This window comes from Pseudomonas sp. GP01-A4, assembly GCF_058780865.1.
On the sequence record NZ_JBYSWF010000044.1, the window covers coordinates 1 to 22,809 of the forward strand.

Annotated in this window: 16 protein-coding genes; 6 read left to right on the forward strand and 10 right to left on the reverse strand. The window is 59.8% G+C overall.

What is annotated here, in order from left to right; genetic code table 11:
• Positions 1–140 precede the first annotated feature (140 nt).
• Entirely contained in the window at positions 141–434 is a 294-nt protein-coding gene (locus AC3WKX_RS22475) for a transposase (protein WP_102605264.1), read from the forward strand.
• Positions 431–1,288, forward strand: a complete 858-nt coding sequence (locus tag AC3WKX_RS22480) for an IS3 family transposase (protein WP_146014440.1) — start codon at positions 431–433, stop codon at positions 1,286–1,288. The genes AC3WKX_RS22475 and AC3WKX_RS22480 overlap by 4 nt, the downstream gene beginning before the upstream one ends.
• Positions 1,289–1,421: 133 nt before the next feature.
• On the opposite strand, the gene AC3WKX_RS22485 is transcribed toward AC3WKX_RS22480, so the two are convergent.
• From AC3WKX_RS22485 to AC3WKX_RS22495, 3 genes are read right to left on the reverse strand one after another with little or no spacing between them, the layout of a single operon-like run.
• Entirely contained in the window at positions 1,422–1,973 is a 552-nt protein-coding gene (locus AC3WKX_RS22485) for a GNAT family N-acetyltransferase (protein ID WP_003214088.1), read from the reverse strand.
• Between the two features lie 4 nt (positions 1,974–1,977).
• Entirely contained in the window at positions 1,978–2,439 is a 462-nt protein-coding gene (locus tag AC3WKX_RS22490) for an LEA/WHy family protein (RefSeq protein WP_003214086.1), read from the reverse strand.
• A gap of 13 nt (positions 2,440–2,452) precedes the next feature.
• Complete coding sequence (locus tag AC3WKX_RS22495; protein WP_008431217.1) at positions 2,453–3,880, reverse strand: nucleobase:cation symporter-2 family protein; 1,428 nt, start codon at positions 3,878–3,880, stop codon at positions 2,453–2,455.
• Between the two features lie 234 nt (positions 3,881–4,114).
• Here AC3WKX_RS22495 and AC3WKX_RS22500 point away from each other — a divergent pair, with 234 nt between their 5' ends.
• Entirely contained in the window at positions 4,115–5,740 is a 1,626-nt protein-coding gene (locus AC3WKX_RS22500) for a methyl-accepting chemotaxis protein (RefSeq protein WP_003214083.1), read from the forward strand.
• A 148-nt stretch (positions 5,741–5,888) separates the two neighbouring features.
• Here the strand turns inward: AC3WKX_RS22500 and AC3WKX_RS22505 are convergent, their stop codons facing one another.
• The 5 genes from AC3WKX_RS22505 to AC3WKX_RS22525 all read right to left on the reverse strand — a co-directional run bounded on the left by AC3WKX_RS22505 (position 5,889) and on the right by AC3WKX_RS22525 (position 11,083).
• Complete coding sequence (locus tag AC3WKX_RS22505; RefSeq protein WP_102605813.1) at positions 5,889–6,866, reverse strand: 2-hydroxyacid dehydrogenase; 978 nt, start codon at positions 6,864–6,866, stop codon at positions 5,889–5,891.
• Complete coding sequence (locus tag AC3WKX_RS22510; protein ID WP_003214078.1) at positions 6,866–8,161, reverse strand: MFS transporter; 1,296 nt, start codon at positions 8,159–8,161, stop codon at positions 6,866–6,868. Before AC3WKX_RS22510 ends, AC3WKX_RS22505 begins: the two co-directional genes overlap by 1 nt.
• 55 nt (positions 8,162–8,216) lie before the next feature.
• The gene (locus AC3WKX_RS22515; RefSeq protein ID WP_087694383.1) at positions 8,217–9,161 is read right to left on the reverse strand and encodes a sugar kinase; all 945 of its coding nucleotides are present in this window, start codon (positions 9,159–9,161) and stop codon (positions 8,217–8,219) included.
• Positions 9,154–9,936, reverse strand: coding sequence for a sugar phosphate isomerase/epimerase family protein (locus AC3WKX_RS22520; RefSeq protein WP_102605812.1), 783 nt, complete (start codon positions 9,934–9,936; stop codon positions 9,154–9,156). Before AC3WKX_RS22520 ends, AC3WKX_RS22515 begins: the two co-directional genes overlap by 8 nt.
• 88 nt (positions 9,937–10,024) lie before the next feature.
• Complete coding sequence (locus tag AC3WKX_RS22525) at positions 10,025–11,083, reverse strand: LacI family DNA-binding transcriptional regulator (RefSeq protein WP_003214073.1); 1,059 nt, start codon at positions 11,081–11,083, stop codon at positions 10,025–10,027.
• A gap of 276 nt (positions 11,084–11,359) precedes the next feature.
• Here AC3WKX_RS22525 and AC3WKX_RS22530 point away from each other — a divergent pair, with 276 nt between their 5' ends.
• From AC3WKX_RS22530 to AC3WKX_RS22540, 3 genes are all read left to right on the forward strand, one after another.
• Positions 11,360–13,351, forward strand: a complete 1,992-nt coding sequence (locus tag AC3WKX_RS22530; RefSeq protein ID WP_008431220.1) for a hypothetical protein — start codon at positions 11,360–11,362, stop codon at positions 13,349–13,351.
• Positions 13,352–13,495: 144 nt separating this feature from the next.
• Positions 13,496–15,526: a hypothetical protein gene (locus AC3WKX_RS22535; protein ID WP_102605810.1), complete on the forward strand. Its 2,031-nt coding sequence runs from the start codon at positions 13,496–13,498 to the stop codon at positions 15,524–15,526.
• A 232-nt stretch (positions 15,527–15,758) separates the two neighbouring features.
• Positions 15,759–18,026, forward strand: coding sequence for an autotransporter outer membrane beta-barrel domain-containing protein (locus tag AC3WKX_RS22540; protein ID WP_102605809.1), 2,268 nt, complete (start codon positions 15,759–15,761; stop codon positions 18,024–18,026).
• An 87-nt stretch (positions 18,027–18,113) separates the two neighbouring features.
• Here AC3WKX_RS22540 and AC3WKX_RS22545 read toward each other — a convergent pair whose 3' ends face one another.
• Both AC3WKX_RS22545 and AC3WKX_RS22550 read right to left on the reverse strand, forming a co-directional pair.
• The gene (locus tag AC3WKX_RS22545; protein ID WP_008431225.1) at positions 18,114–21,962 is read right to left on the reverse strand and encodes an Ig-like domain-containing protein; all 3,849 of its coding nucleotides are present in this window, start codon (positions 21,960–21,962) and stop codon (positions 18,114–18,116) included.
• Positions 21,963–22,087: 125 nt separating this feature from the next.
• Complete coding sequence (locus AC3WKX_RS22550) at positions 22,088–22,687, reverse strand: LysE family translocator (protein ID WP_008431228.1); 600 nt, start codon at positions 22,685–22,687, stop codon at positions 22,088–22,090.
• Positions 22,688–22,809 lie beyond the last annotated feature (122 nt).

The following is a 22,809-nucleotide window of genomic DNA, read 5'->3' on the forward strand; positions in this document are numbered from 1 at the left end:
GCCCACGGTCCAAAGCCGGAGTGAGGGCACACCGAGCCTAGGCGAGGTGCCGAGTGGTGGGGCAAGAGCGTTTTGCTGGACTTGTTCCCTCGCAGCGGACGCCAAGAAGCGATATTTTAATCGCAATCTTGGAGGTACTTATGGCACAGCAAACTCGCCGCAGTTACACCGACGACTTCAAAGCTCAGGCAGTGACACTTGCTGAAAGCATTGGTCGAGGAGAAGCTGCCCGACAGTTGGATATCTCGGTCAAAACCTTAGGTAATTGGCTGGACGCCGCACGCAACGGGCGTCCTCTCAGATCTCCTGCCCGGCATCCGGTCTCTGACCTGGAAAGCGAGCTGGCTCGGCTTCGAGCTGAAAATGCCACGCTCAAAATGGAGCGAGAAATCCTAAAAAAAGCGACGGCGTTCTTTGCCAAAGAGTCCAACTGAGATACGCCTTCGTCGCCCGTGAACGGACTCGCTTTCCGGTTAGGCTGTTATGTCGAGTGATGGAGGTCTCGGTGTCGGGCTTTCACGGCTATTTGAAGCGCCAGGAGCGTCCGGATCCAGACGCCGCGATTCGCCTGGAGATTCGTGCGATTCATCGAGCAAGCCGCGGCACTTATGGGCGGCCGCGCATGGTTCAGGCGCTTCATAACCGCTCTTACACGATAGGGCACAAGCGGGTAGCTCGGCTGATGAGAGAGGAGATGCTGCGAGGAAAAATCAAAGCCCGGTTCAAACATTCAACGGATAACCGGTATATCCAACCCATTTCTGACAATGTGTTGAAACGACGCTTTTCTGTGACAAGTCCCGTAGCCGCTTGGGTGGGTGATATCACGTATATTTCGACACGCCAGGGGTGGTTGTACTTGGCTGTGGTGTTGAGTGTTCAGACCCGGCAGGTGCTTGGATACAGCCTGTCGGATCGTATGCCCGAGGGCTTGGTACAACAGGCGTTCATGAACGCCTGGACGAAAACGCCAGTTGATCACGGGGTGATTTTTCACTCTGATCGAGGCCGGCAATACACGGGTAGCGGTTTTCGCAGCATGATCGCGGAAAGAGGCTTTGTGCAAAGCATGAGCCGTAAGGGAAACTGCTGGGATAACGCCGTAGCCGAGAGCTTTTTTGCCTCACTCAAGAAGGAAGAAGCCACGGGTGTGTATCCCAGCAAAGCACAGGCCCATGCATCAATCGCAAGCTACATCCATGGGTTTTACAATGCGACACGGCTGCACTCGGCGCTGGGATACAGGTCACCTAATGACTACGCAAAGCACCTGAAGCACTCTGCTTAACACTCGCTTTATGGCGTACGTTTGGAGGGAGCAAGTCCATGCTTACTTTTGCGCTTTTCAAAAGTGAGCCGCTGTAAGAGCGGAACCCATATCAGCCGTTACCCAAATAACGGATATACACCCAAAACCCACCTCAGCCCCGCCGACTCCCCAGCCATTCCTCCCGGGTAATCTCCCAGATATCCTTGGGCAAACTCCCCGCGACAAACTGCCCCTCATCGGTCCTGACCAACCGCATCCCCGTCCGCTCGGAAATCCTGCGAGACGCCACGTTCGGCGCCGCCTTGGGCACGCGCATCACAGGCCGCTCCAGCACCTCAAACCAATACTCGGTCACCGCCGCACTGGCCTCGGCCATCAACCCCTGGCCCTGCCACTGCGGCGCCAGCCAAAAGCCGCGGTTGTTGTCCACCTCATCCATCAGGCTGACATTACCAATCAACACCCCAGGCGCGCTTTTCAGGCGGATCGACCAATGCCACTCCTCACCCCGAGCCATCGCCGGCAATGCAACATGCTCCAGATAGCTGCGCGCACCGTCCGCCGGGTACGGCCAGGGCACCAGGGCATTCAGGTAACGCACCACTTCCCAGTGCGGAAATTGCTGCTGGACACCCTCGGCATCCTCCAGCGTCAACGGCCGCAGGATCAGCCGTTCGGTATACAGCGTAGGTTGCGCATCCATGTCGTTACCATGTGGCAGTGTTGGGAAAGTCCAGGGTCCCGCGATCCACAAAACGCATGGTGCCAAACAGGCCACCTGCGAGTTTCCCGCGCAACACGTACGGCAGGTTATTCAAACTCTGGGTCTGGCTCAAGCCAAGGGTCTGGCGCAACACGGAAAACGCCGAAACGCTCACCGGCACCGTCAGCACCGTCTCCGAAAAGCGTGGGATCGAGCCACCCTGGTCACTCACCCCGGACGCCAGCGGCCGGCCATTGACCTCCAGGTCCAGGGCCACGCCGCTGTAGTCGATCGCGGTTTCATTGGGGTTCTGTATGCGCAGTTTCACCGCGAACCGCACTTCCAGGTCCTGGCTCTGCAGCGGCTCGATGCCCACCACGTTGATGTTCACCGGGTCGCGGTTGGGGAACAGCGCGCACGCGCTCAGGGTGAGCAGCAGCAGTGACAAAACCATGAGCTTGCGCATAAAACGGGTTCTCCTATTTCGTGACGTCCGGGTCCTGCATCACTTTGAGGGTGGAGGCTTCCGGATCAAATTCATCTTCTTCCAACTCTATGAACTCCTCAGGCAGGAAGATGTTCAGCACGATAGCGCAGAACGCCCCCACGGTGATTGGCGACTCGAAGATGTTGTGCAGTGCCTTGGGCAGCTCGCGAAGTACTTCCGGCACTGCTGCCACACCCAGGCCCATGCCCAGGGAGATCGCCACGATCAGCACATTGCGCCGGTGCAGGCCGGCTTCGGCGAGGATCTTGATCCCGGCCACGGCCACGGTGCCGAACATGATCAGCGTGGCGCCACCGAGTACCGGCTTGGGCATCAGTTGCAACACCGCGCCGATCATCGGGAACAGCCCCAGCAGCACCAGCAGCCCGGCAATGAAGTACGCCACATAACGGCTGGCCACGCCGGTCAACTGGATCACCCCGTTGTTCTGGGCGAAGGTCACCATCGGCAAGCTGTTGAAGGTGGCCGCCATCACCGAGTTGAGGCCGTCGGCCAGCAGGCCGGACTTGATGCGCTTGATGTACAGCGGGCCCTTGACCGGCTGTTGCGAGATCATCGAGTTGGCGGTCAGGTCACCGGCGGCTTCCAGGGGCGAAATCAGGAAGATCACCGCCACCGGGATAAACGCCACCCAGTCGAACGAAAAACCGTACTTGAACGGCACCGGTACGCTGATCAGTGGCAACTGGGGCAGGGCGCCCAGGTCGACGCGGCCCATCCACCAGGCCACCACAAAACCCAGGGTCAGGCCGATCACGATCGAACCCAGGCGCAGGAACGGGTTGTTGAAGCGGTTGAGCACCACGATGGTCAGCAGCACCAGGGCCGCCAGGCCCATGTTGCCGGCGGCGCCCAGGTCGCTGGCGCCATAACCGCCGGCCATGTCGGTGACGGCTACCTTGATCAGCGACAACCCCATCAAGGTAATGATGGTGCCGGTGACCACCGGGGTGATCAGCTTGCGCAGCTTGCCGATGAACTGGCTGAGCACCACTTCGATAAACGCCGCGAAGAAGCAGATGCCGAAGATCGTCGACAGGATCTCATCGGTGCCGCCGCCCCGGGCCTTGACCATGAAGCCGGCACTGAGGATCACGCTGATAAACGAAAAACTGGTGCCTTGCAGGCACAGCAGGCCCGAACCCACCGGGCCGAACTTGCGGGCCTGCACAAAGGTGCCGAGCCCGGACACAAACAACGCCATGCTGACCAGGTACGGCACTTCGCTTTCCAGGCCCAGCACGCCGCCGACGATCAGCGTCGGGGTGATGATCCCGACAAAGCTGGCCAGCACGTGCTGCAGGGCGGCAAATATCGCCGCGCTGAAGTGCGGACGGTCGTCGAGGCCGTAGATCAGGTCGGATTTATAACGGGGGCGAGGGGTTTGAGTGTCAGACAAAATACGGGCCCGGGTAGGAAAAAGGAGGCGCAGGATGCCAGAAAGTGCCAGTTGTCAGAAGTGTGAAAAAATATTTCGAAACATCCCCCATTAAATCCTCAAGCCGGCCGATAACGTTGTAGGCACCACATACCTATTAAAACAGTGGCGCCGTAAGGTCAGAGCAGCGCGTTGACGCTGACTGACCGTGTCGCGGCAGGGACGCGCGCAGCCACTACTTCTGAGAGCGCACCTATGTCCCTCCGTAACCTGAATATTGCCCCCCGAGCTTTCCTTGGTTTTGCGTTCATTGCGTTGCTTGTGGTTATCCTGGGGGTGTTTGCGGTCAACCGCATGACGCTGATCCGCCAGGCCTCGGTCGACATGGGAACCAACCAGTTACCCAGCGTGAAGTACCTTGGCAACATTACCGAAAACGTGTTGCGCCTGCGCATCCTGTCCTTCCGCATTCTGATCAACCGCGAGCCGGCCGCCGTGCAGGACGCCAAGGAGCGCTCGGCCATTCTGGTGGACAAGGTCAAGGTGGCCCAGGCCGCCTATTCGGCCTTGCCTGCCGAGGGCGAAGAGGCCAGCGTCTACAAAGCCTTTTCCGCGACCCTCGACAGCTACCTGACCGCCCAGGCCGAGATGATGTCGCTGTCGCAGCAAAACAAGGTCGAGGAGATGCGTACCCTGATCAATACCCGGATCAAGGACGGCACCGACCTGATGGGCGAGCAGTTGAATAAACTGATCGCCATCAACAGCGCCGGGGCCGATCAGGCCAACGTCGCCGCCGAAGGCAGTTATTCCCAGGCTGTGACCGGGATCATCATCGTCGCCGTGGTGGCAGCCTTGATGACGGTGTTGCTGGCCTGGCTGCTGACCCGCAGCATTGTCGCTCCGCTGCAAAAGGCGGTCAGTGCTGCCGAATCCATCGCCGGCGGCAACCTGAGCAAACCCATCGAAGTCGACGGCAAGGACGAACCGGCCCGCCTGCTCGGCGCCCTGGCCGCGATGCAGAACAACCTGCGCCAGACCATCCAGCACATCGCCGGCTCAGCCACGCAGTTGGCCTCCGCCGCTGAAGAGCTCAGCGCCGTCACCGAAGAAGCCTCCAAAGGCCTGCAACAGCAAAACAACGAAATCGACCAGGCCGCCACCGCGGTCAACGAAATGACGGCCGCCGTGGAAGAAGTGGCGCGCAACGCGGTGTCCACCTCCGAGGCCTCCAGCCAGTCCAACCAGGCTGCGCGGGAAGGGCGCGACCGGGTGGTGGAAACCGTCGGCGCGATCCAGACCATGACCCAGGACGTGCAAAACACCTCGGTGCTGATCGAAGGCCTGGCCACCCAGGGCCGTGACATTGGCAAGGTGCTGGACGTGATTCGCGCGATTGCCGAGCAGACCAACCTGCTGGCCCTCAACGCGGCGATTGAAGCGGCGCGTGCCGGTGAAGCCGGGCGTGGTTTTGCGGTGGTGGCGGACGAAGTGCGGGCCCTGGCCCATCGCACGGCGCAGTCGACCCAGGAAATCGAGAAAATGGTCGCCGGCATCCAGAGCGGTACGGGTGAGGCGGTGCAGTCCATGCAGCAGAGCAACCAGCGCACCCAAAGCACCCTGGAAATGGCGCGGGCTGCCGGTGTGGCCCTGGAGCAGATCACCCAGTCCATCAGCCTGATCAACGAGCGCAACCTGGTGATCGCCAGTGCCTCGGAAGAACAGGCTCAGGTGTCCCGCGAAGTGGATCGCAACCTGGTGAACATCCGCGACCTGGCGACGCAGTCGGCGGCGGGCGCCAATCAGACCTCAGCCGCCAGTCACGAACTGTCGCGCCTGGCAGTGGATTTGAACGGGATGGTGGCGCGCTTCGTCATCTGACCTGAAATACGATCAAAAATGTGGGAGCGGGCTTGCTCGCGAAAGCGGTGTGTCAGTTGATGCATTCGGTGGCTGACACACCGCCTTCGTGAGCAAGTCGAATCGTCGCACCGCCGCTCCCACATTGGCTTCTGTGGTGCTTCAGGAATCAGTGTTTCCAGGCGGCAGGGTTCACCAGGTTCTTCGGCTTCTCACCCGCCAGCGCCGCCAGCAGATTGTCCACCGCACACTTGGCCATCGCCTCCCGCGTCTCATGAGTCGCTGAACCGATATGCGGCGTCGCCACCACATTGTTCAAACGCAACAACGGCGAGTCATGCTGCAGCGGCTCGCGCACAAACACATCCAGCCCCGCCGCACGAATCGTGCGCTGTTGCAACGCCTCGATCAGCGCCGCCTCGTCCACCACCTTGCCTCGGGAGATGTTGATAAAGATCGTCTCCGGGCCCATCAGCGCGAACTCTTCAGCGCCAATCAAACCTTCGGTTTCAGCCGTCAGCGGCAAGGTCAGGCACACAAAGTCGGCTTCCCGGAGCAGGTCCGGCAGGCTGCGGTATTGCGCGTCAAACCGCGCCTCCACCGCAGGTTTTGGCGAGTGGCTGTGGTAGATCACCGGCATGCCGAACCCGAAGTGCCCACGCTGGGCCAAGGCTTCGCCAATTCGGCCCATGCCGATAATGCCCAGTGTCTTGCCATGCACGTCGCTGCCGAAATGCAGCGGGCCGATGTTCTGGTTCCAGTTGCCGGCGCGCACCATATTGGCCAACTCCACCACTCGCCGGGCGGTCGCCAGGATCAGGGCGAAGCCGGTATCGGCGGTGGTTTCGGTCAGTACGTCGGGGGTATTGCTGAGCAGGATGCCGCGCTCGGTCAGGTAGTCGATATCGTAGTTGTCGACACCGACCGACACGCTGGCCACCGCCTCAAGGTTTGGCGCCAGATCCAGCAGTTTGGCATCCAGGCGCAGGCTGGCACCGAGCAAGCCCTGAGCGGTCGGCAAGGCTTCACGCAGTTTGGCCAGGCCGCTTTCATCCAGCGATTCAATAAGCGTGACCTCGGCCTGTTCATGCAGGCGGGCCATCAGCGGTGCAGAGAGTTTCTTGTAGAGCACGACAGACTTTTTCATCAGGTCTTTACCTTCAATTCAAGGGATTGCAGCGGGGCGCGTTCGCGGTCACTGGCGCCGGGCTTGAGAAAGATCGTCAACACCACCGACACCAGCAGCGCACCGCTCATCAGCAAGTACGAGGCGCCGGGCGATCCGGTGCTGCTGTTGAGGTAGCCCACCAGATACGAACCGCCGAACGAACCGAGGGCGCCCATGCTGTTGATCAGCGCCATGGCGCCGCCGGCGACGTTGGCCGGAAGGATCTCGGGGACGATTGCGAAAAACGGCCCGTAAGGCGCATACATACAGGCCCCGGCGATCACCAGCAGGGTGTACGACCACCAGAAGTGTTCGGCGCCGAGCACGTAGGACGCATAAAACGCGATGGAGGCGATCAGCAACGGTGGCCACACAAAACGTTTACGTTTTTGCAGTTTGTCCGAGCCCCAGGACACCGCCAGCATGCCGATCACCGCCGCCAGGTACGGCAGCGCCGACAGCCAGCCGGCCTCGACCATGTCCATTTTCAGGCCGGCCTTGAGGATCGACGGCAGCCACAGCACGAAGCCATACACGCCAATGCTCCAGCAGAAAAACTGCAGCGCCAGGATGATCACCTTGGGTGACCGAAAGGCCTCGGCGTAGTTCTTTACCGCCTTGATGCCCACTTGTTCTTCGGCGAGGGCGGTTTCCAGGTCTTTTTTATGCTGGGCGCTCAGCCATTTGGCGTCGGCGGGTTTTTCATCCGCCAGCTTCCACCAGATAAACGCCCACAGCACCGCCGGCAAACCTTCGATGATAAACATCCAGCGCCAGCTGAAATGCTGCACCAGGTAGCCCGAGACCACCGACATCCACATCATGGTCACCGGGTTGCCGAGGATCAGGAAGGTGTTGGCTCGCGAGCGTTCCGCGCGGGTGAACCAGTGACACAGGTACACCAGCATCGCCGGCATCACGGCGGCTTCGACCACCCCGAGCATGAAGCGGATCACGATCAGCATGTAGGCGTTGGACACCATGCCGGTCAGGGTGGCCAGGCCGCCCCACAGGATCAGGCTGACGAAAATCAGCTTCTTCACGCTGCGTTTCTGCGCGTAGATCGCACCGGGCACCTGGAAGAAAAAGTAGCCAAGGAAGAACAGCGCGCCGAGCAATGACGACATGCCCGGGGTGATCATCAGGTCTTCGGCCATCCCGGAGGCGGCGGCAAAACCGTAGTTGGCGCGGTCCAGGTACGCCAGGCTGTAGGTGATAAACACGATGGGCATGATGTACCACCAACGGCGGGTGGCGAGTTTCAACGGTTCCATAAGGTTGCTCCTGAGCTTGTTGTAGTTGTGGCAACAGGTAACTCGGTGATGCTGATTAACCGGCTTTCTGGGTGTGGGGCAGATCGGTCCTGAACGGCAAGCCTTCCATGTCGCCACGGCTCTGCACCGCGCGGCTGCCGATCCAGTTGCCGCGCTGCACGGCTTCGCTGAAGCTCAGGTTTTCCAGGAGTGCGCTGATCATGCCCACGGCAAATCCATCGCCGGCGCCGACCGTGTCGACCACCTTGGCCACTGGCACGGCGGCGACAAATCCCTGGTCCAGCTGGGTGCGGTAATACGCGCCGTGGGGCCCGAGCTTGATGGCCACGGCTTCCACGCCCTGGTCCAGGTAAAACGCGGCGATGTCGGCCGGGTCTTCAAAACCGGTGAGCAAGCGGCCTTCGCTCAAGCCCGGCAACACCCAGTCCGCCAGGCAGGCGAGGGCGTTGATTTCGCTGATCATGCGTTGCTCGTTCGCCCACAGGGACGGGCGCAGGTTCGGGTCGAAGGACACGCTGCGCCCGGCCTCGCGCATTTGCGTCATCAACTGGCGCGACAGGTCGCGGGTGGCATCGGACAGCGCCGGCGGAATGCCGGTGGCGTGCAGGTGCCGGGCTTGCAACAGCTCAGGCTTGATCGCCTCGACCGACAGATGGCTGGCGGCCGAGCCACGGCGGAAGTACTCCACCTGCGGATCATCGCCGGCTTCCTCGCGGGACTTGAGTTGAAAGCCCGTGGGGTGCAGCGGGTCCACCGCCACATGAGTGCAGTCCAGGCCTTCGTTCTGCAAGGTGTCCACCACGAAGCGCCCGAGGGAATCAGCACCCACGCGGCTCAGCCATGCGACGTTGAAGCCCAGGCGTGACAGGCCGATGGCGACGTTGCTGTCGGCGCCGGCAATACGCTTGTGAAACTGGGCAACCTGGGCCAGGTCGCCGGTCTGTTCGGCGACAAACATCGCCATGGTTTCACCAAACGACAGGATATCGATCTCAGACATGTGCGTTCTCCACGCGGGGCTGGCCGAGGACGGCGAGGGTGGCGACCTGCTGGGCGGTGACCTGCACCAGGTCATTGCCTTGCAGCGGAAATTCCACGGCCCGGGTAATACCTTGAGTCATGTGCTTGAGCAGTTGTTCCCACAGATGCAGGTCGGCGGCGCCCGGCGGCAGGGCCACCAGCTTGCCGTCGGCGCGGCGGGCCACGGCCTTGCAGTGCAGGTAATCCACGTGGCGGCCCAGCAGGCGCGCGGCGGTGGTCGCGGATTGGTCCTGCCATTGCCAGTTGCCGATATCGAAGGTCATTTTCACCGGCACCGCCAACCGCTCGACTTCGTTGAAAAAGCGCTGCATCGGCTCAATGCGCCCGCCGTGCAGGGTCTGGTCGTTTTCCACCAGCAGCTTGACCGGATGCCGGTTGAGCAGGGCGCTCAAACTGTCGAGGTCGTTGGTGTCGGTGAAATAGCCCAGGGAGACTTTCAGCCAGCGGGCGCCGAATGCCTGGGCGCGGTCGAGGGTGGCGGCCAGTTCGGCATTGGGCTGCGAGCGACCGGCCACCCAGAGTTCCAGGGGCGATGAGAACACGCACTCCAGGCCTTGATCGGCTGCAGCTTGCGCCAGCTCATGGGGTTGTTCGGTGGTCAGCAGCTCTTCGCGCCATTCGATGCGTTGCGCGCCGGCGGCAGCCAGCACCTCGACGAAACTCAACTGGCCTTGCTGGCGGACCAGGTCGGCGCCGTAACTGGAAAGGCTGATGGAGACGGGGTATTTATGCATTGTTGTGGACCTCTGAAACCGGTTTCATTTTTATTCGCAAAATAAACGTGTGGGAGCTGGCTTGCCTGCGATGGCGGCGGTCAGCCGCCTACTGCTTCGCCGGAGAAACCGTTATCGCAGGCAAGCCAGCTCCCACAAGAGATTGGGTCGAGCCCCGGATAATCAGTTGTGGCAAGAAATCCAGGGTGCGTGGGGGCTGGCTATCGCCGCGCAAACGCTTGAGTAAACAGTCAAACGCACTGGCGCCAATGGCCTCGGTGGGCTGGGCGAGGGCGGTGATGCCGTTGCCCACCAGCGGGTACCAGTCGAGGTCATCCAGGGCGATCAGGCCCACGTCATCAAACAGGTCGCAGCCTAGATTTTTCAACGCGCGGGTACACGCCAGTGCCGCGATTCCGTTGGCGCAGAACAACGCCTTGGGGCCGGATTTGCCTAGAAACTTTTGCAGACGCTGTTCCAGTTCGCCATCCAACTCCAGTACGGCGCCGGTCAACGTCGGACGGTTGGTCATCTCCGCCTTGAAACTGTCCAGGCGCTCAAGCCGCGAGCTGGTGCCGTCGGTGGCTTCAGTCACCAACAGCAGGTCGCGATAGCCTTGCTGTTCCAGATGCTCCACGGCCATGCGCACCGCCACCGGGTTGTCCAGCCCTACCAGGTCGCTGTGCAGCGGTTCGACCTTGCGGTCCACCAGCACCAGGGGCATTTCCCGTTGCAGTTCCAGCAATTGGTCCAGGTGATGGCCGAGGGTATTCACGATCAGCCCTTCGATATTGTAGGCACGCAGGGCCGCCAGGTGCTGGCGCTCCTGCTCGTCATCGCGGTCGGTGTTGCACACCACCAGGCTGTAGCCGTGCTGGCGGCAGGCGGTTTCCACGCCATGCATCACGGCAATCGAATAGGGGTTGCGGATATCGGCTACCAGCATGCCGATCAGGCGGGTGCGCCCGCGTTTCAGGCCGCGGGCCATCTGGTTGGGGCGATAGCCCAGCTCATCGATGGCCTGCTCGATGCGCAGGGCGATGGCATCGGAGAGCAGGGCACGGTCGTCGCCGATAAAGCGCGACACGCTGGCCTTGGACACACCGGCGCGCTCGGCGACGTCCAGCATGGTCACGCGGCTGCGTTGGGCGGCGGAAAAAGTAGTCACGGCGGCGGGCCTTTCTTATTGGATTTATCTGGGTTCCAAGGCGAAACCAATTGCTGAAACCGGTTTCAGGAAACACCAAGTAGGAAATTTCGTCAAGCGCTGCTCAGTAACCGCCCTGGCAGCAAGGCCGAGCAAAAGCGACGAATGGAGGGGTCTACCTGTTAATTCTGACAGTATCCGGACGAAGGAATCGGGCGCTTAATTCTCTCAACGCCACTTGGTATACACACGCCGCCTGCCGGCAGGCCACTGTCCACCGTGTTGAGGATTAAACCCATGTCTGACGTCTCTGAATCCACTTACCTGATCAAACCCTTGGGCGCGGACGACGGGGGCACTGTGTTGCTGGACCCGATGGACATACCCGGCGTCGACAGTGGTGACCCCCGGGGCGTGATCCCGCGCTCGCGCCTGCAGGGCCCGCTGCAGGTCAACATTCCGATGTGGAACCCGCGACCCGAGCCGCTGCTGGATGAGCCGCACATCGTGCGCCTCCGCTGGGTGTGGGCGGGTGTCGATGAGGTGGTTGATTCGCGGCAGGTGTTTGGCCCGCCACCCCCTTTGCCAGCGGTGATCTCACTGGAGGTGCCCCTGTCACGATTGACTGACGAGGGCTCCGGCACCGCGCAACTCTACTACACGGTTCAGGACTCCTTTGGCGGCGTCAGTGTGCTGAATCCCAGGAGAACACTCACCATCGATCTGGATTCGCCTGAGTTACTGAACCCTCTGGATACTGTGGATTTTGTAGTTGCCCCGACCCCGAACGTCGATGAGCAATACCTGCTCGATAACGTGCCGATGGCGTTCAATATTCCGTTCTACACCGTGCGCTCGGACAGGGACCGGATTGAATTCTACCTGTCCAACCGGGATAACCCGCCGCTAAGCGCGGCGGACGCCGAGTACGTGATCGCGTTAGCCTCAGACCCGCTGGTTGCTTACGTGGACCCCGATATTTTTCGCAGGTTGAACAACGGTGACGCCTATATTTTCTACCGCATTTTTGACGAGGCAGGCAATTTCAGCAGCCAGAGTGCCGGACTGCTGTTTCAGCTGGCACTGACGCCGTTGCCGAGCAACTTGCCGCGTCCGCAAATTCGGCCACCGGCATACGACGACGGCCTGATCAAGCGCGATGATGCACGTCGTGGCGTGTTCATGCGCATTGACCCCGCCTACGACGATTGGGCGCCGGGGGACCAGGTAATCGCCTATTGGAATGCCCGTCCGACAGTCCCGCAGCCGGTACTGGGCTTCCCTTGTGATGTGGAAATTCCATGGCTGACCCTCAGGGGGCCTGCGCCTGTACCGGTTCCCGAAGCGGCGGTGGTGCGCTACGAAATCATTCGCGGAGCCCTGCCTCCATTTCGTTCCTTATCGGAACGGTTCAATGTCGACCTGACGATTGCCGGCCAGGACCATCCCAATGCGCCCGCATTGCTTAACCCGACCCTGGCCAGCGTCACGGTGATAGGGCGCGGCTCCAAGACTCCCAATCAGCTCAATCATCTGGATCGTGGGCTGGCTGCCCAGGCATATGTTCCTTTGTTTGCAGATCCGGTTGCGGGTCAATTGCTCAGTCTGTTCTGGAACGGTGTTGGCCCGGTGGCCAGCCATCCCGTGCAGTTGGGGGAGGTAGGAGGGCAGTTGGTGTGGTTTACCGATATTCCCTGGAATCTGATCGAGGGGACGGTCAATCCACGTCTGCCGGTCCATTACCTCACCAGTAATGGGGTCAACGAACAACAGTCGCCGCCAACTTTTGTGAATGTCGATGTGACGGCGCTGATTGATTTTACTCCTCCGCAAGTTCAGCACACCCTGACTAGCGAGTATGTGACCTGTTGTTCTTCGCCTTCGCCTTTATATGGCGTGCATTGGTTGATTCCGGGCAATATCGGCCTGCAACTTAACGACGAGGTGCGTTTTCACTGGCAAGGCTATGCGCGTAATAACTGGGTTGATCCTATTGCTGGCACTGAATACGAAGAAACCATCCAGGTGCTGCAACCCCATATTGATAACGGTATTAAAGTTGTGGTGGAACCGTTCGACCGGACCTTGGAGCCTATGCGCGAATACGGTTCAGCTGTCGCCAGTTTCGAAGTGTGGCGCAACCTGGGCAAGGTGGGTGACTCCCGGCCAGACGTCAAGGGGAGCGGACATATCCGTGTCGACCTGACCTTTCCAACGGGTGGGTTTTGTAAACCCGGGGATGTCATTAGTTGCACTAGTGATGGAAAGGCAACGTTGGTCAAAGATTAAAGGACTGGGTGTATTTGTTGTTGTGCAGGGAATAGTCGGCGTGTGATAGGCGTGCAAGCGCTTTGTCTCGCGACGCGAACGGCTACGTCAATGGTAGGGAAGTGTGGGTGAGATGTAATTCGTCTTAATATCTGGAGACACGTAATGAAAAAGGACACGCTCGACTTTATCCGTAACTATGCAAAGAATCGAAGTGCCAATACGGCTGACTACTTGCCTGATGGTCGTCTTGAAGGTGAGGTGCCTGGGTACCCTGGATTGCTTTCACGGGAGTACAACCTGCGTGAGAATTTGAATTTCTCTATTCCACTATGGCCTGACGCCGATACCCATCCGACGCTTGACGATATTGTCACTGTTTGGTGGAAAAATTTCGATGACACCGAGTGGGGCACGCCCATTTATAATTTCACCGTTGTTGCCCCAGGGCCTGAGACACCGGTGAACATTGCTCAAGGTCGGCGGCCCGCGGGGCGGTACCAAATCAAGTACGGAATTAACGTACGTGGCGTTGACAACTATTCCGAATCAGATCCGCAGACCGTTGTCGTTGACCTGACACCACCGTATGCCATTTCCCCCGATGCACCGCCGGCGCCGATTCCGCCTGCCGACCTGCCGACACCTGCCGACCGCGACTACTTTGAAAGCAAGCCCAATGAGTCTGCAGTGTTTACGATCCCGGATTATGTGGCGCATGGTCGGGCAGACGGCGATTGGGCGTATCTTTACTATAATGGCTCCGATACGCCCTATGCACCCAACCCGCCCGATCCTTCGCCACGCTGGAATCTGCCTGCGGACCTGAGCTTTCCATTGCCATTATCCGTGGTTGACGCCAATCCGGATGGCCTGCGCAATTTGCGGTATGAGTTGTTCGACGCGGCAGGGAATTGGGCGCGGCTTTCGACTGCCTACGAGATGGACGTGGGCCTGTTTCCAGCGCCCGAGAACCTGCTGGCCCCCCTGGTTGACCGAACCTCACCCCCCGGCGATGTATTGATTGATCGGGCGGACGTTGCGCTGGACGGCGGCATGATCGTGCGTATTCCTGAATATACGAACTTTCTGCGCGGCGTCGATGGAGATGAATTCCTCGTCACATTGAGGACAAGCATCACCACCGTTAACTTGGAGGCCCAGCCACTGGGCAACAGCCGTTTCCCGGCGGAGGTTTACGTTCCGTACAGGGTGCTGGAAATCCTGTATGGCGCCACTCGAGGGCTATTGCCGTTGACCGTTTCCTATGTGGTGCGGCGGCGGTCTGTCAACAACCCGGCGACACCGACCACCACCGTCAACCTGGACCTGTTTGTTGTCGGCCCCACTCCCATTGGCCCGGACCCGATCAACGATGACCTGCTGCCCGTAGTCGTGAAGGGGGTGGACGCAACCGGTACCGAGGGCCCCGACGACGAGCTGGAGCGCGACCACGCCAACCGGCCTGCAATTGCTCGGGTAACGTTATGGAGTACGGCACCCACACCGGATGCCAGCGACTTTACGATCCGCCTTTACTATTCGGGCGAACTCGTTGCTACCCAACCGGTGACTGGCGCCTCGGCTGGCCAGGTGATTCCGCTCTCAATCCCGTGGAGCTTCATTGAGCGTCATGGCAATGGCCGCAAGACGGTGTTCTACACCATTGCCCAAGGGGCCAGCACCAACCGCCAGTTTTCCCCTGACACCACGGTGACGGTGAATGCCAACTTTAAAGAGCTTGCCCCGCCGGTGGTACGACATCTGTCGGACGCAGGGGCGATCAACTGCACTACGTTCAGGCCTGAAAATCCTCCCGGAAACGTTGTGGTGTTTATCCCGTCTTCGGAGCACTTTGAACTGAGGATGGTGGTTACGCTGCACTGGCAGGGCTACAGCGACAATGCAGGAATGGTAGCGGTCCCGGCAGCAGTGGGTCGTGTGGACTCCATACCGCTCACGCAAGCCATGATCAATTCTGGGTTCGAGTTGCTCCTGGGGCCCTATGAGACCATCTACAAACCCATCCAGCCCCACTCGGGTGCAAGGCTGGCCGGCTCCGCGCGGATCTGGTACACCATCAACCTGCCTGAAGGACCATTACCTTCCGATGAAGCGCATCCTCTTGTTCGCGGGGTTCGGATAGGTGGAACGAATGGCTTTTTCTGCGACGGTACTGCCGTCCCGCTTCCTTGATACTTGTTTGAGCCCTAATGCCAAAGAGGAGCCTTGCTCCTCTTTGGCATTTTTGCCGTTGGGTCGACTACAAACTGCATTCACTTTCAGCACAGCACCTTGGGATTAGTCCTACAGATGTTGGGAACAGCTCTGGGTACCTTGGGCGCCGCTTGATTGGCAGGGTCCACACGCTTTTCGGAACCGGCCAGTTTTTTTCCGTAAAGGAACGCCAACCCAGAGGTCCGTAAAGATGTCAGCTCCATTCAATTTCAAACCAACTCCCTTAAGTCTTGCCTTCAAGGCCAAGGCCGTCACACTGCTGATGCTCATGGCGCAGTTGTCCGAAGCGCGTGTCGTGACCGGCCCGGATGAAATGGCGGGGCCTGGCCCGCGCCCTGACACTTTTGAATTGCGTGCAGGTTCCCGCCTGACGGTTCTGGGAGTGCCCACCCTGCAAATCACTGCCAACTCCGCAACCCTGCTTGTCAATGCCGGCAGCAGCACCCGGGACATTGCCGCAATCAACTCCGACATCCGCATCGATGGTTCGGACGTCGTTGCGCGGGATTCGGCAAGGGCCGGGGTTCATGTCACGGGCAGCAACGTGCTGATCACCAACAGCAACATTACCCACAACAACGGAACCGGGCTGGCAGCGGCCCGTTCCCTGGGCGCCACCAATGGTTCCAGCGTCACGGTCGTCAACAGTCACATCACCGGCAGCACCCGCGGTGCCTCGGCCAGTGCCCACAGTGTGCTGGACCTGACCGATTCGCGTGTCGAGGCGACCGCAGATGATGGCGTGGGTATCGAACTGTTCAATGGCCAGGCCCGTGCGTTCAATACCAGCGTCGTTGGTGGAGACATTGGCGTGAAGATGGGCGTGGATAACGACCCGACTTTGGCCAGCAGCCTGATCCTCGACCGCTCGAGCGTCGAGGGCAAGACCGGTTCGGCGATTCAGGTCGGCTCGTTCCGGCCCGGGGAATCCACCCTTGCTGATATTCATGTACTCAATGGCTCCACGCTGACCGGCGCAAACGGTGTGCTGCTGGAAGTCATGAACGGCGCCACCGCCAACATGAACGTCGACCGCAGCTTCCTGGTCGGCGATGTCGTGGCCGAAGACGGCAGCACCGCCAGGTTGCAGCTCAACAATGGCTCCTGGCTCACCGGCAAACTGCAGAACGTCGCCGAGTTGAGCGTCAATTCAGCGTCCCACTGGATGCTGGTGGATGACAGTTCAGTCGGCGACCTGATCATGGGCGGCGGCACCGTGCACTTTGGCGGCGCCGATGAGTTCTTCCAGTTGGACGTCAACAGCCTGTCGGGTGACGGCAGCTATGTGATGCACACCGACTTCAGCACCGGCCAGACTGACTTGCTCAACGTCAACGGGGTTGCCACGGGCAACCACAGCCTGCTGTTGGCGGCGACCGGCTCCGAGTTGGCGAGTGCCTTGCCGATTCGTGTGGTGCACACCGAAGGTGGCGATGCGCACTTCTCGCTGGACGGCGACACCGTGGATGTGGGCGCCTATTCCTACGGGCTGAAGAAGGAAGACACCGACTGGTACCTCGACCCTAACCGTCGTGGCACCAGCAACAGCACCAAAACCGTGATGGCGTTGTTCAACACGGCCCCCACCGTGCTGTACGGCGAGATGTCCCTGCTGCGTACCCGCATGGGTGAACTGCGTTTCAGCGACGGCCAGAGCAACGGGTTCTGGATGCGTGGCTACGGCAACAAATACGAGGTAGCCGGGAACAAGGACGGTGGTGGCTACACGCAAAACCAGCGTGGCCTGAGCCTGGGTGCCGATGCGCTATTGTCGGGCGGAGATGGCCAGTGGATGGCCGGTGTCATGGCGGGTCACAGCACGTCCGACATCAGCGCCAACACTTCCGGCAGCGGCAAGGTCAACAGCTACTACCTGGGGGGTTATGCCACCTGGATCGACGACGAGAGCGGGCTGTACTTCGACGGCGTGGTCAAGCTCAACCGCTTGCACAACGAGGTCAACGTGACCATGAGCGACGGCAAGCGTGCCAAGGGCAACTACACGCAGAATGCCGTGAGCGCATCGGCGGAAGTCGGCCGGCATATCAAGCTCGACGATGGTTACTTTGTAGAACCGTACTCGCAACTGAGCACAGCGATTATCCAGGCGCAAAGTTACGAGCTGGACAATGGCCTGCAGGCCAAGGGTGATCGCAGCGCCTCCGTGGTGGGCAAGCTCGGCGTGACAGGTGGCAAGAATATCCAGCTGGAGAGCGGCGGGGTGCTGCAGCCCTACCTGCGTACAGCGTTGGCCCATGAGTTCAACCACAGCAACAAGGTCAAGGTGAACGACCAGCGCTTCAACAACGATGTGTTCGGTTCGCGTATTGAAGTGGCAGCGGGCGTGGCGATGTCGGTGTCGAAGAACGTCAAGCTGCACGCTGATATTGAACATGCCCAAGGCAAGAAGGTGGATCAGCCGTGGGGGGTTAATGTGGGAGTGCGTTACGATTTCTAGGAAACAGGGGTAAGAAAAAGGAAGCCGAGGCTTCCTTTTTTTGTGGGTGGGTTTTTGGGAGTTGAATAAAGCTGTCCCGGTTATTTGCTAAAACGGAGTGATGCACCATGCCGGCCAATTCGGCAGTCCGTTAATGGAGTAAATTGGTGTTCCGCTGTTTGACGCCTGAACAAAGTAATACCACCTGCCGCTAGCATCGAAATAACACAATCCGTACGGAATTGAGCGAGCCGGAGGGGTGTAGCGTGTTTGCAGTAGCGTCCAACTGGAAACTATGCTGCCTCCAATTGATCTCATCCAATTTATTTGAGCTTGTGGAGATTGCTGTGTTTCGTTAATGCGTAGTTGAAAAATATTGGAAACAACCACTGCGTACGCTCGCGAGACGTTGTTCCTATCTCTCACAGTAATAGTCGCTTGACCGTTACGGAGGCCGGTTACTTTGCCTGTGTTGGCGTCCACAAAAGCAACATTAGGGTTGCTGGAAGCGTAGCTATAGTTACTCACGCCGCCGCTTGCTGTGCGGGTTGCTGTATTGCCTGGCCAGTCCAGCCCGGTTGCTGGCCAGTTAGTGATCACCTTAATACCATTCAAATTAAGCTGGCTTTGATCGATCCTCAGTGAAGAGATAATGCTGTAACTTGCAATGGGGAAGGTAATGGCGGCTGACTCAACACTACTGCCATCAAAAGCCACTTTGCAGGTTACGGTAATGGTGCTGTTGTTGGGTAGCCCATCCAGCCATGAGCGCAGCACAGGCTTATTCACCAAGCCGGTAGATACTTCTCCCGCCTGCAGGCTGTAGTTTGTCAGCACGTTCAAAGGCGCGCTACCGGACCTGGAGAGTTGTACCCAAACCTTCTGCCCTGCAACAGCCAACGGCCATGGTGCAACGCTGAGCGTGGCATTACCGCTGAAATTGTTCAGGTTCAGAACGCCGCCATTGGCAATCCCGTTAATAGACGGCCGAGGCAGGGCCGACGACGGAACGCGGTTAACGCTCAGCTTCTGGGGCTCTGACGGGACAATATTCGTCCCTATCGTCGCCATATAACGGAGCTCGATCAATTTGCCCGCGCTGTTGGCGAGGATGTCCCGGCTGATCTGAAAGTCGACGCGCTTATTGGTGTTACCGTTCTGTGCCGGGATGGTCGCCATGGTGCCGTTCGGGTAAATCCACTCGAGGGCGATGCGGTGGGCCGCGGTCATTTCGTTATAGGCCACCGCCACATAGGCGTTGTTCTGCCAGTCCTGTGGGTCGATGGTCAAGGTGGCGCCCTGCAGATTGGCAAAGGCCGGGCGCGGCAATGTGGCGGGGATCGACTGGATAATATGCTCGCGTACACCAAACAATACTGCGGTGTTTTTATCAGTGCTTTCGGCCAGGCTGACCCAGAAGCGAATGGTCAGGTGCGACTCGTTCCTGAGACCTTGCAGCTCCGCCAACGGTATGGGTTGCGAGACACCCAGGGTGGCGCTTTCTCCAACGGGGGCGGCGATAAAAGTGTCCAGGTTGAACGCACTGCCGTCGGTGTTGGTACCCGTGTATTGCAGCCACATGAACTGCTCTTCAAAGGCCAAAGGCCAGGCCGCCACACGGGTGCGGGCTTGAGCGACGAGCTCGTTCGTCGGCAGGATCACGCTGTTGCCGACCCCGTCGATGGTTGGTGTGGGTAAGCCACTCAACGGCAGCAAGTCCAGGTTCAGAGTATCCGACTCATGGAGAAACCCGCTGCGGGTAAAACTGTATTGCACACTGATGCGGTTACGCTCGTTGCGAATGCCCTTGGCAATGGTACGGGCCTCTATCGGCACACCCACTTCATTGGTGTCGGGGTTGCCCCAACCCGTTTCGACGGTGCTGCCCAGCAGATCGGCCGTCACCCATTTCACTGAAAACGATTCGCTCTCGCGCATGCGCCGGTATTTCACCAGCACCGTTGCACCCGATTGAGCCACCAGCGGGTCAAGCCGGTCAGGGTACTGCTCGGCTTCCACGACTTCAGGCGCATCCAGTTCCACGCCACGGCCCACGGTCAGGAGGGTTGTAAACGAGCGCAAGGTGAGTTTGGGCAGCGGGGTTTCGCGTTCCAGGCTGTAGGTGATGCGCAGTTGGCCATCGAAGTTGTTATCCAGCACCGCACGGCTCACCGGCAGTACCAGTGGCTGGCCCTGTGTCGCACCGTTGATCGTCACCGAACCGCTGGCGGAACCGCCTGTGCCCGTGCCCACAATGTTCCATTGGATATGGTCGCGGCTCCTGGTTGCCGTATAGGGTAGCGTCAGCAGCACGCTGTCGCCCACTACGTCAACCGGGTCAACGTTGTCGTCAATCGCCCCCTGCAGGGTGGGAGCAGGCATGGTTTCGAGGCGTTCGTCGATGCGTACTGTCAGCACCCGGGATTTGCGTTCAATCAGCGCACCGTAGGCATGCAACTGGCTGTCTGCGCCGTCATCGACCAGGTAATACACCGCGACATCACCGAGCCCCTTGAACTGTTGCAGTATTTCGCTTGGAACCCGGCGCGTGCCACCCTGGTCCCCGGCCAGTTGCGGGTCGGAATAGCGCATTCCACCGCCCCCTGGAACAATCTGCTCGATGACCAGGGTTTCCATCGAATCGTAGGCGTGTGGCTGGTAGGACGGGATGCTGATAAACGCATCATCGTCGGGGTTGATCAGGCCCAGCTCGCTCGGGGTCACGGTCACTGCCGGCATCGAGGTCGGTGTACCCACCACCGTCACGGTGACACTGCCAGACTGCCCGAGGTGCCCACCGGTGGCGGTGTGCCAGACGAATGAAGCCCTGAACGAGCCGCCGATGACGCGCTCGATCAAATCGCGGTCCACCGGGAAGATCTCTTCCCGACCGTTCCTGACTTCGACAGGATCAAGCACCAGTTCTTCGATCGTGCCGTCCGCCAGCGTGGCCGTCAGGGTAATCGTGACCTGGTTTGGGGGCAGCGGGGCCGGTGTCACCCGTGGGGTCTGCAACAGGATTTCGAACAGTGAATTACTTTGCGTGTCGTAATCGATTTGCCGGCTTTCCGCGTCATCCACCAGGAAAAACGGCGCGCTCATCAAGCTGGGGTCCAGTTCGGCGACCAGTCCATACGGCTTGGAGTACTGGTATTTTTCCCCTGAGTAATTCTGAACCACATCGAACACCCTGAAGCGCAGGGTGAGTGCGCCGTTGAGGCCGCCCTTGAGAATATTTTCCTGGCTGATAAATACCCTGATCGGCTGGATACCGGCGGCCTCGGCGGCCGTGACCAGGTGCCTGATCTCAACTCCGTCCCAATAGAACTCAATGGTGTCGTTCTTGCGCACGTTCGGATAGGGCGCAATCACGGCGTATAACCCGCGACTGATCGTCTCCATGTTGATCGTGCTGCTTTCGGGCAAGCCGTCGACACTCAGGCTCAGTTTACTGTGCCATTTGTCGTCACCATTGTTCTCTATCCCGCCGGGACGGGTGGTCTTGATCAATATGCTTTGCGGCGGCGAGGTGCTTTCCTGGCCACTGCCTGCGCGCAGTACCCGCGCGCGCACTTGCACTTCACCTTCAGGCATGCGTTCGGCGATGACGTACATGCCATAACGATCCTGGTCCAACTCGACGACACCAGACGCCAGAAGATCGTTATTGAGGTACAACTCAAAGGCGTCGAAGATGGCCCAGGTGTGCCATTTTTCCAGGACGAAATACGCATAGGGCTGAACATGCCGAATGCCCAGGCCATAGGCGTAAGGTTCATCGGGATACTGGTCAAGCGAGACCGGCGGGAACGCCGAATAGGGCGGGGCCAGGTCTTCAGCCGTGATCACCGGCAGGGGCGCGGGCTCAAGGAGGGTCAGGGGGCTGTCGGAAACAGGTACACCTGGGGCTTCAATGACCGAGGCATTGTCATCGGGGTCGATCGGTTGGTTGGGCATGCTGACCACTCCTTGCTGGAAGTCACGCACAGCGCTGGCTGTGCATATAGGCAAGGGAAATCAAACACCCGCAGCCCCGATAGCGGATAGCTGTGAAAACTGACAGTGCCGACGAACGGTTGTGTCTACACCCAGACGCTCAGCCAGCTTGAGACCAGCAACAACACCGCCATGCAGCGGTTGAACCGTTGCATCGCCTTGGGCGAGCGAAACACCCGGCTGCTTCCAACCCCCAGCAATGCCCACGCGCCGAGGCACGGCAAGGCGATCACAAAGAACGCCAGCGACAGGTACAGCACATGGCTCTGGCGTTCATCGCCATTGCCGGCAAACACGCTCACCACCGCCAGGGCCATCATCCAGGTCTTGGGGTTGACCAGTTGCAGGCTGGCGGCGCCGGCCAGGCCCAGGGGTTTTTGCACGGCAGCCGGGTCGATTGACTCGGCGGGGGCGCTGAAGATCTGCCAGGAAAGGTAGCTGAGCCAGGCGACCCCCAGCCATTGCATCGCTGCCTGCACCCGGGGCCAGTGCGCCAGCGACTGGCCAACGCCGCAGCCTACCAGCAGCACAATCCCCGCCGCCCCCGCGCATGCCCCCAGCACGATAGGCAGTGCGGCTTTGAAGCCATACCGTGCGCTGTTACTCAGCACCAGGATATTGGTGGGGCCAGGAGTGATGGAGGCTACAAAAGCGAATAACAGGAAGGGCAACAGGGTAGGGAACATGGTGGGGCGACTCCGTAGGTGGGGCGATGGAGTCGATGGTTGCAGGGGCGTGGTGGCGTGTCTGGAAGGTTTGAGCAGGGGCGTGCGGACACGGGCAGGGGATAGTGGCGGGAGAGCTATAG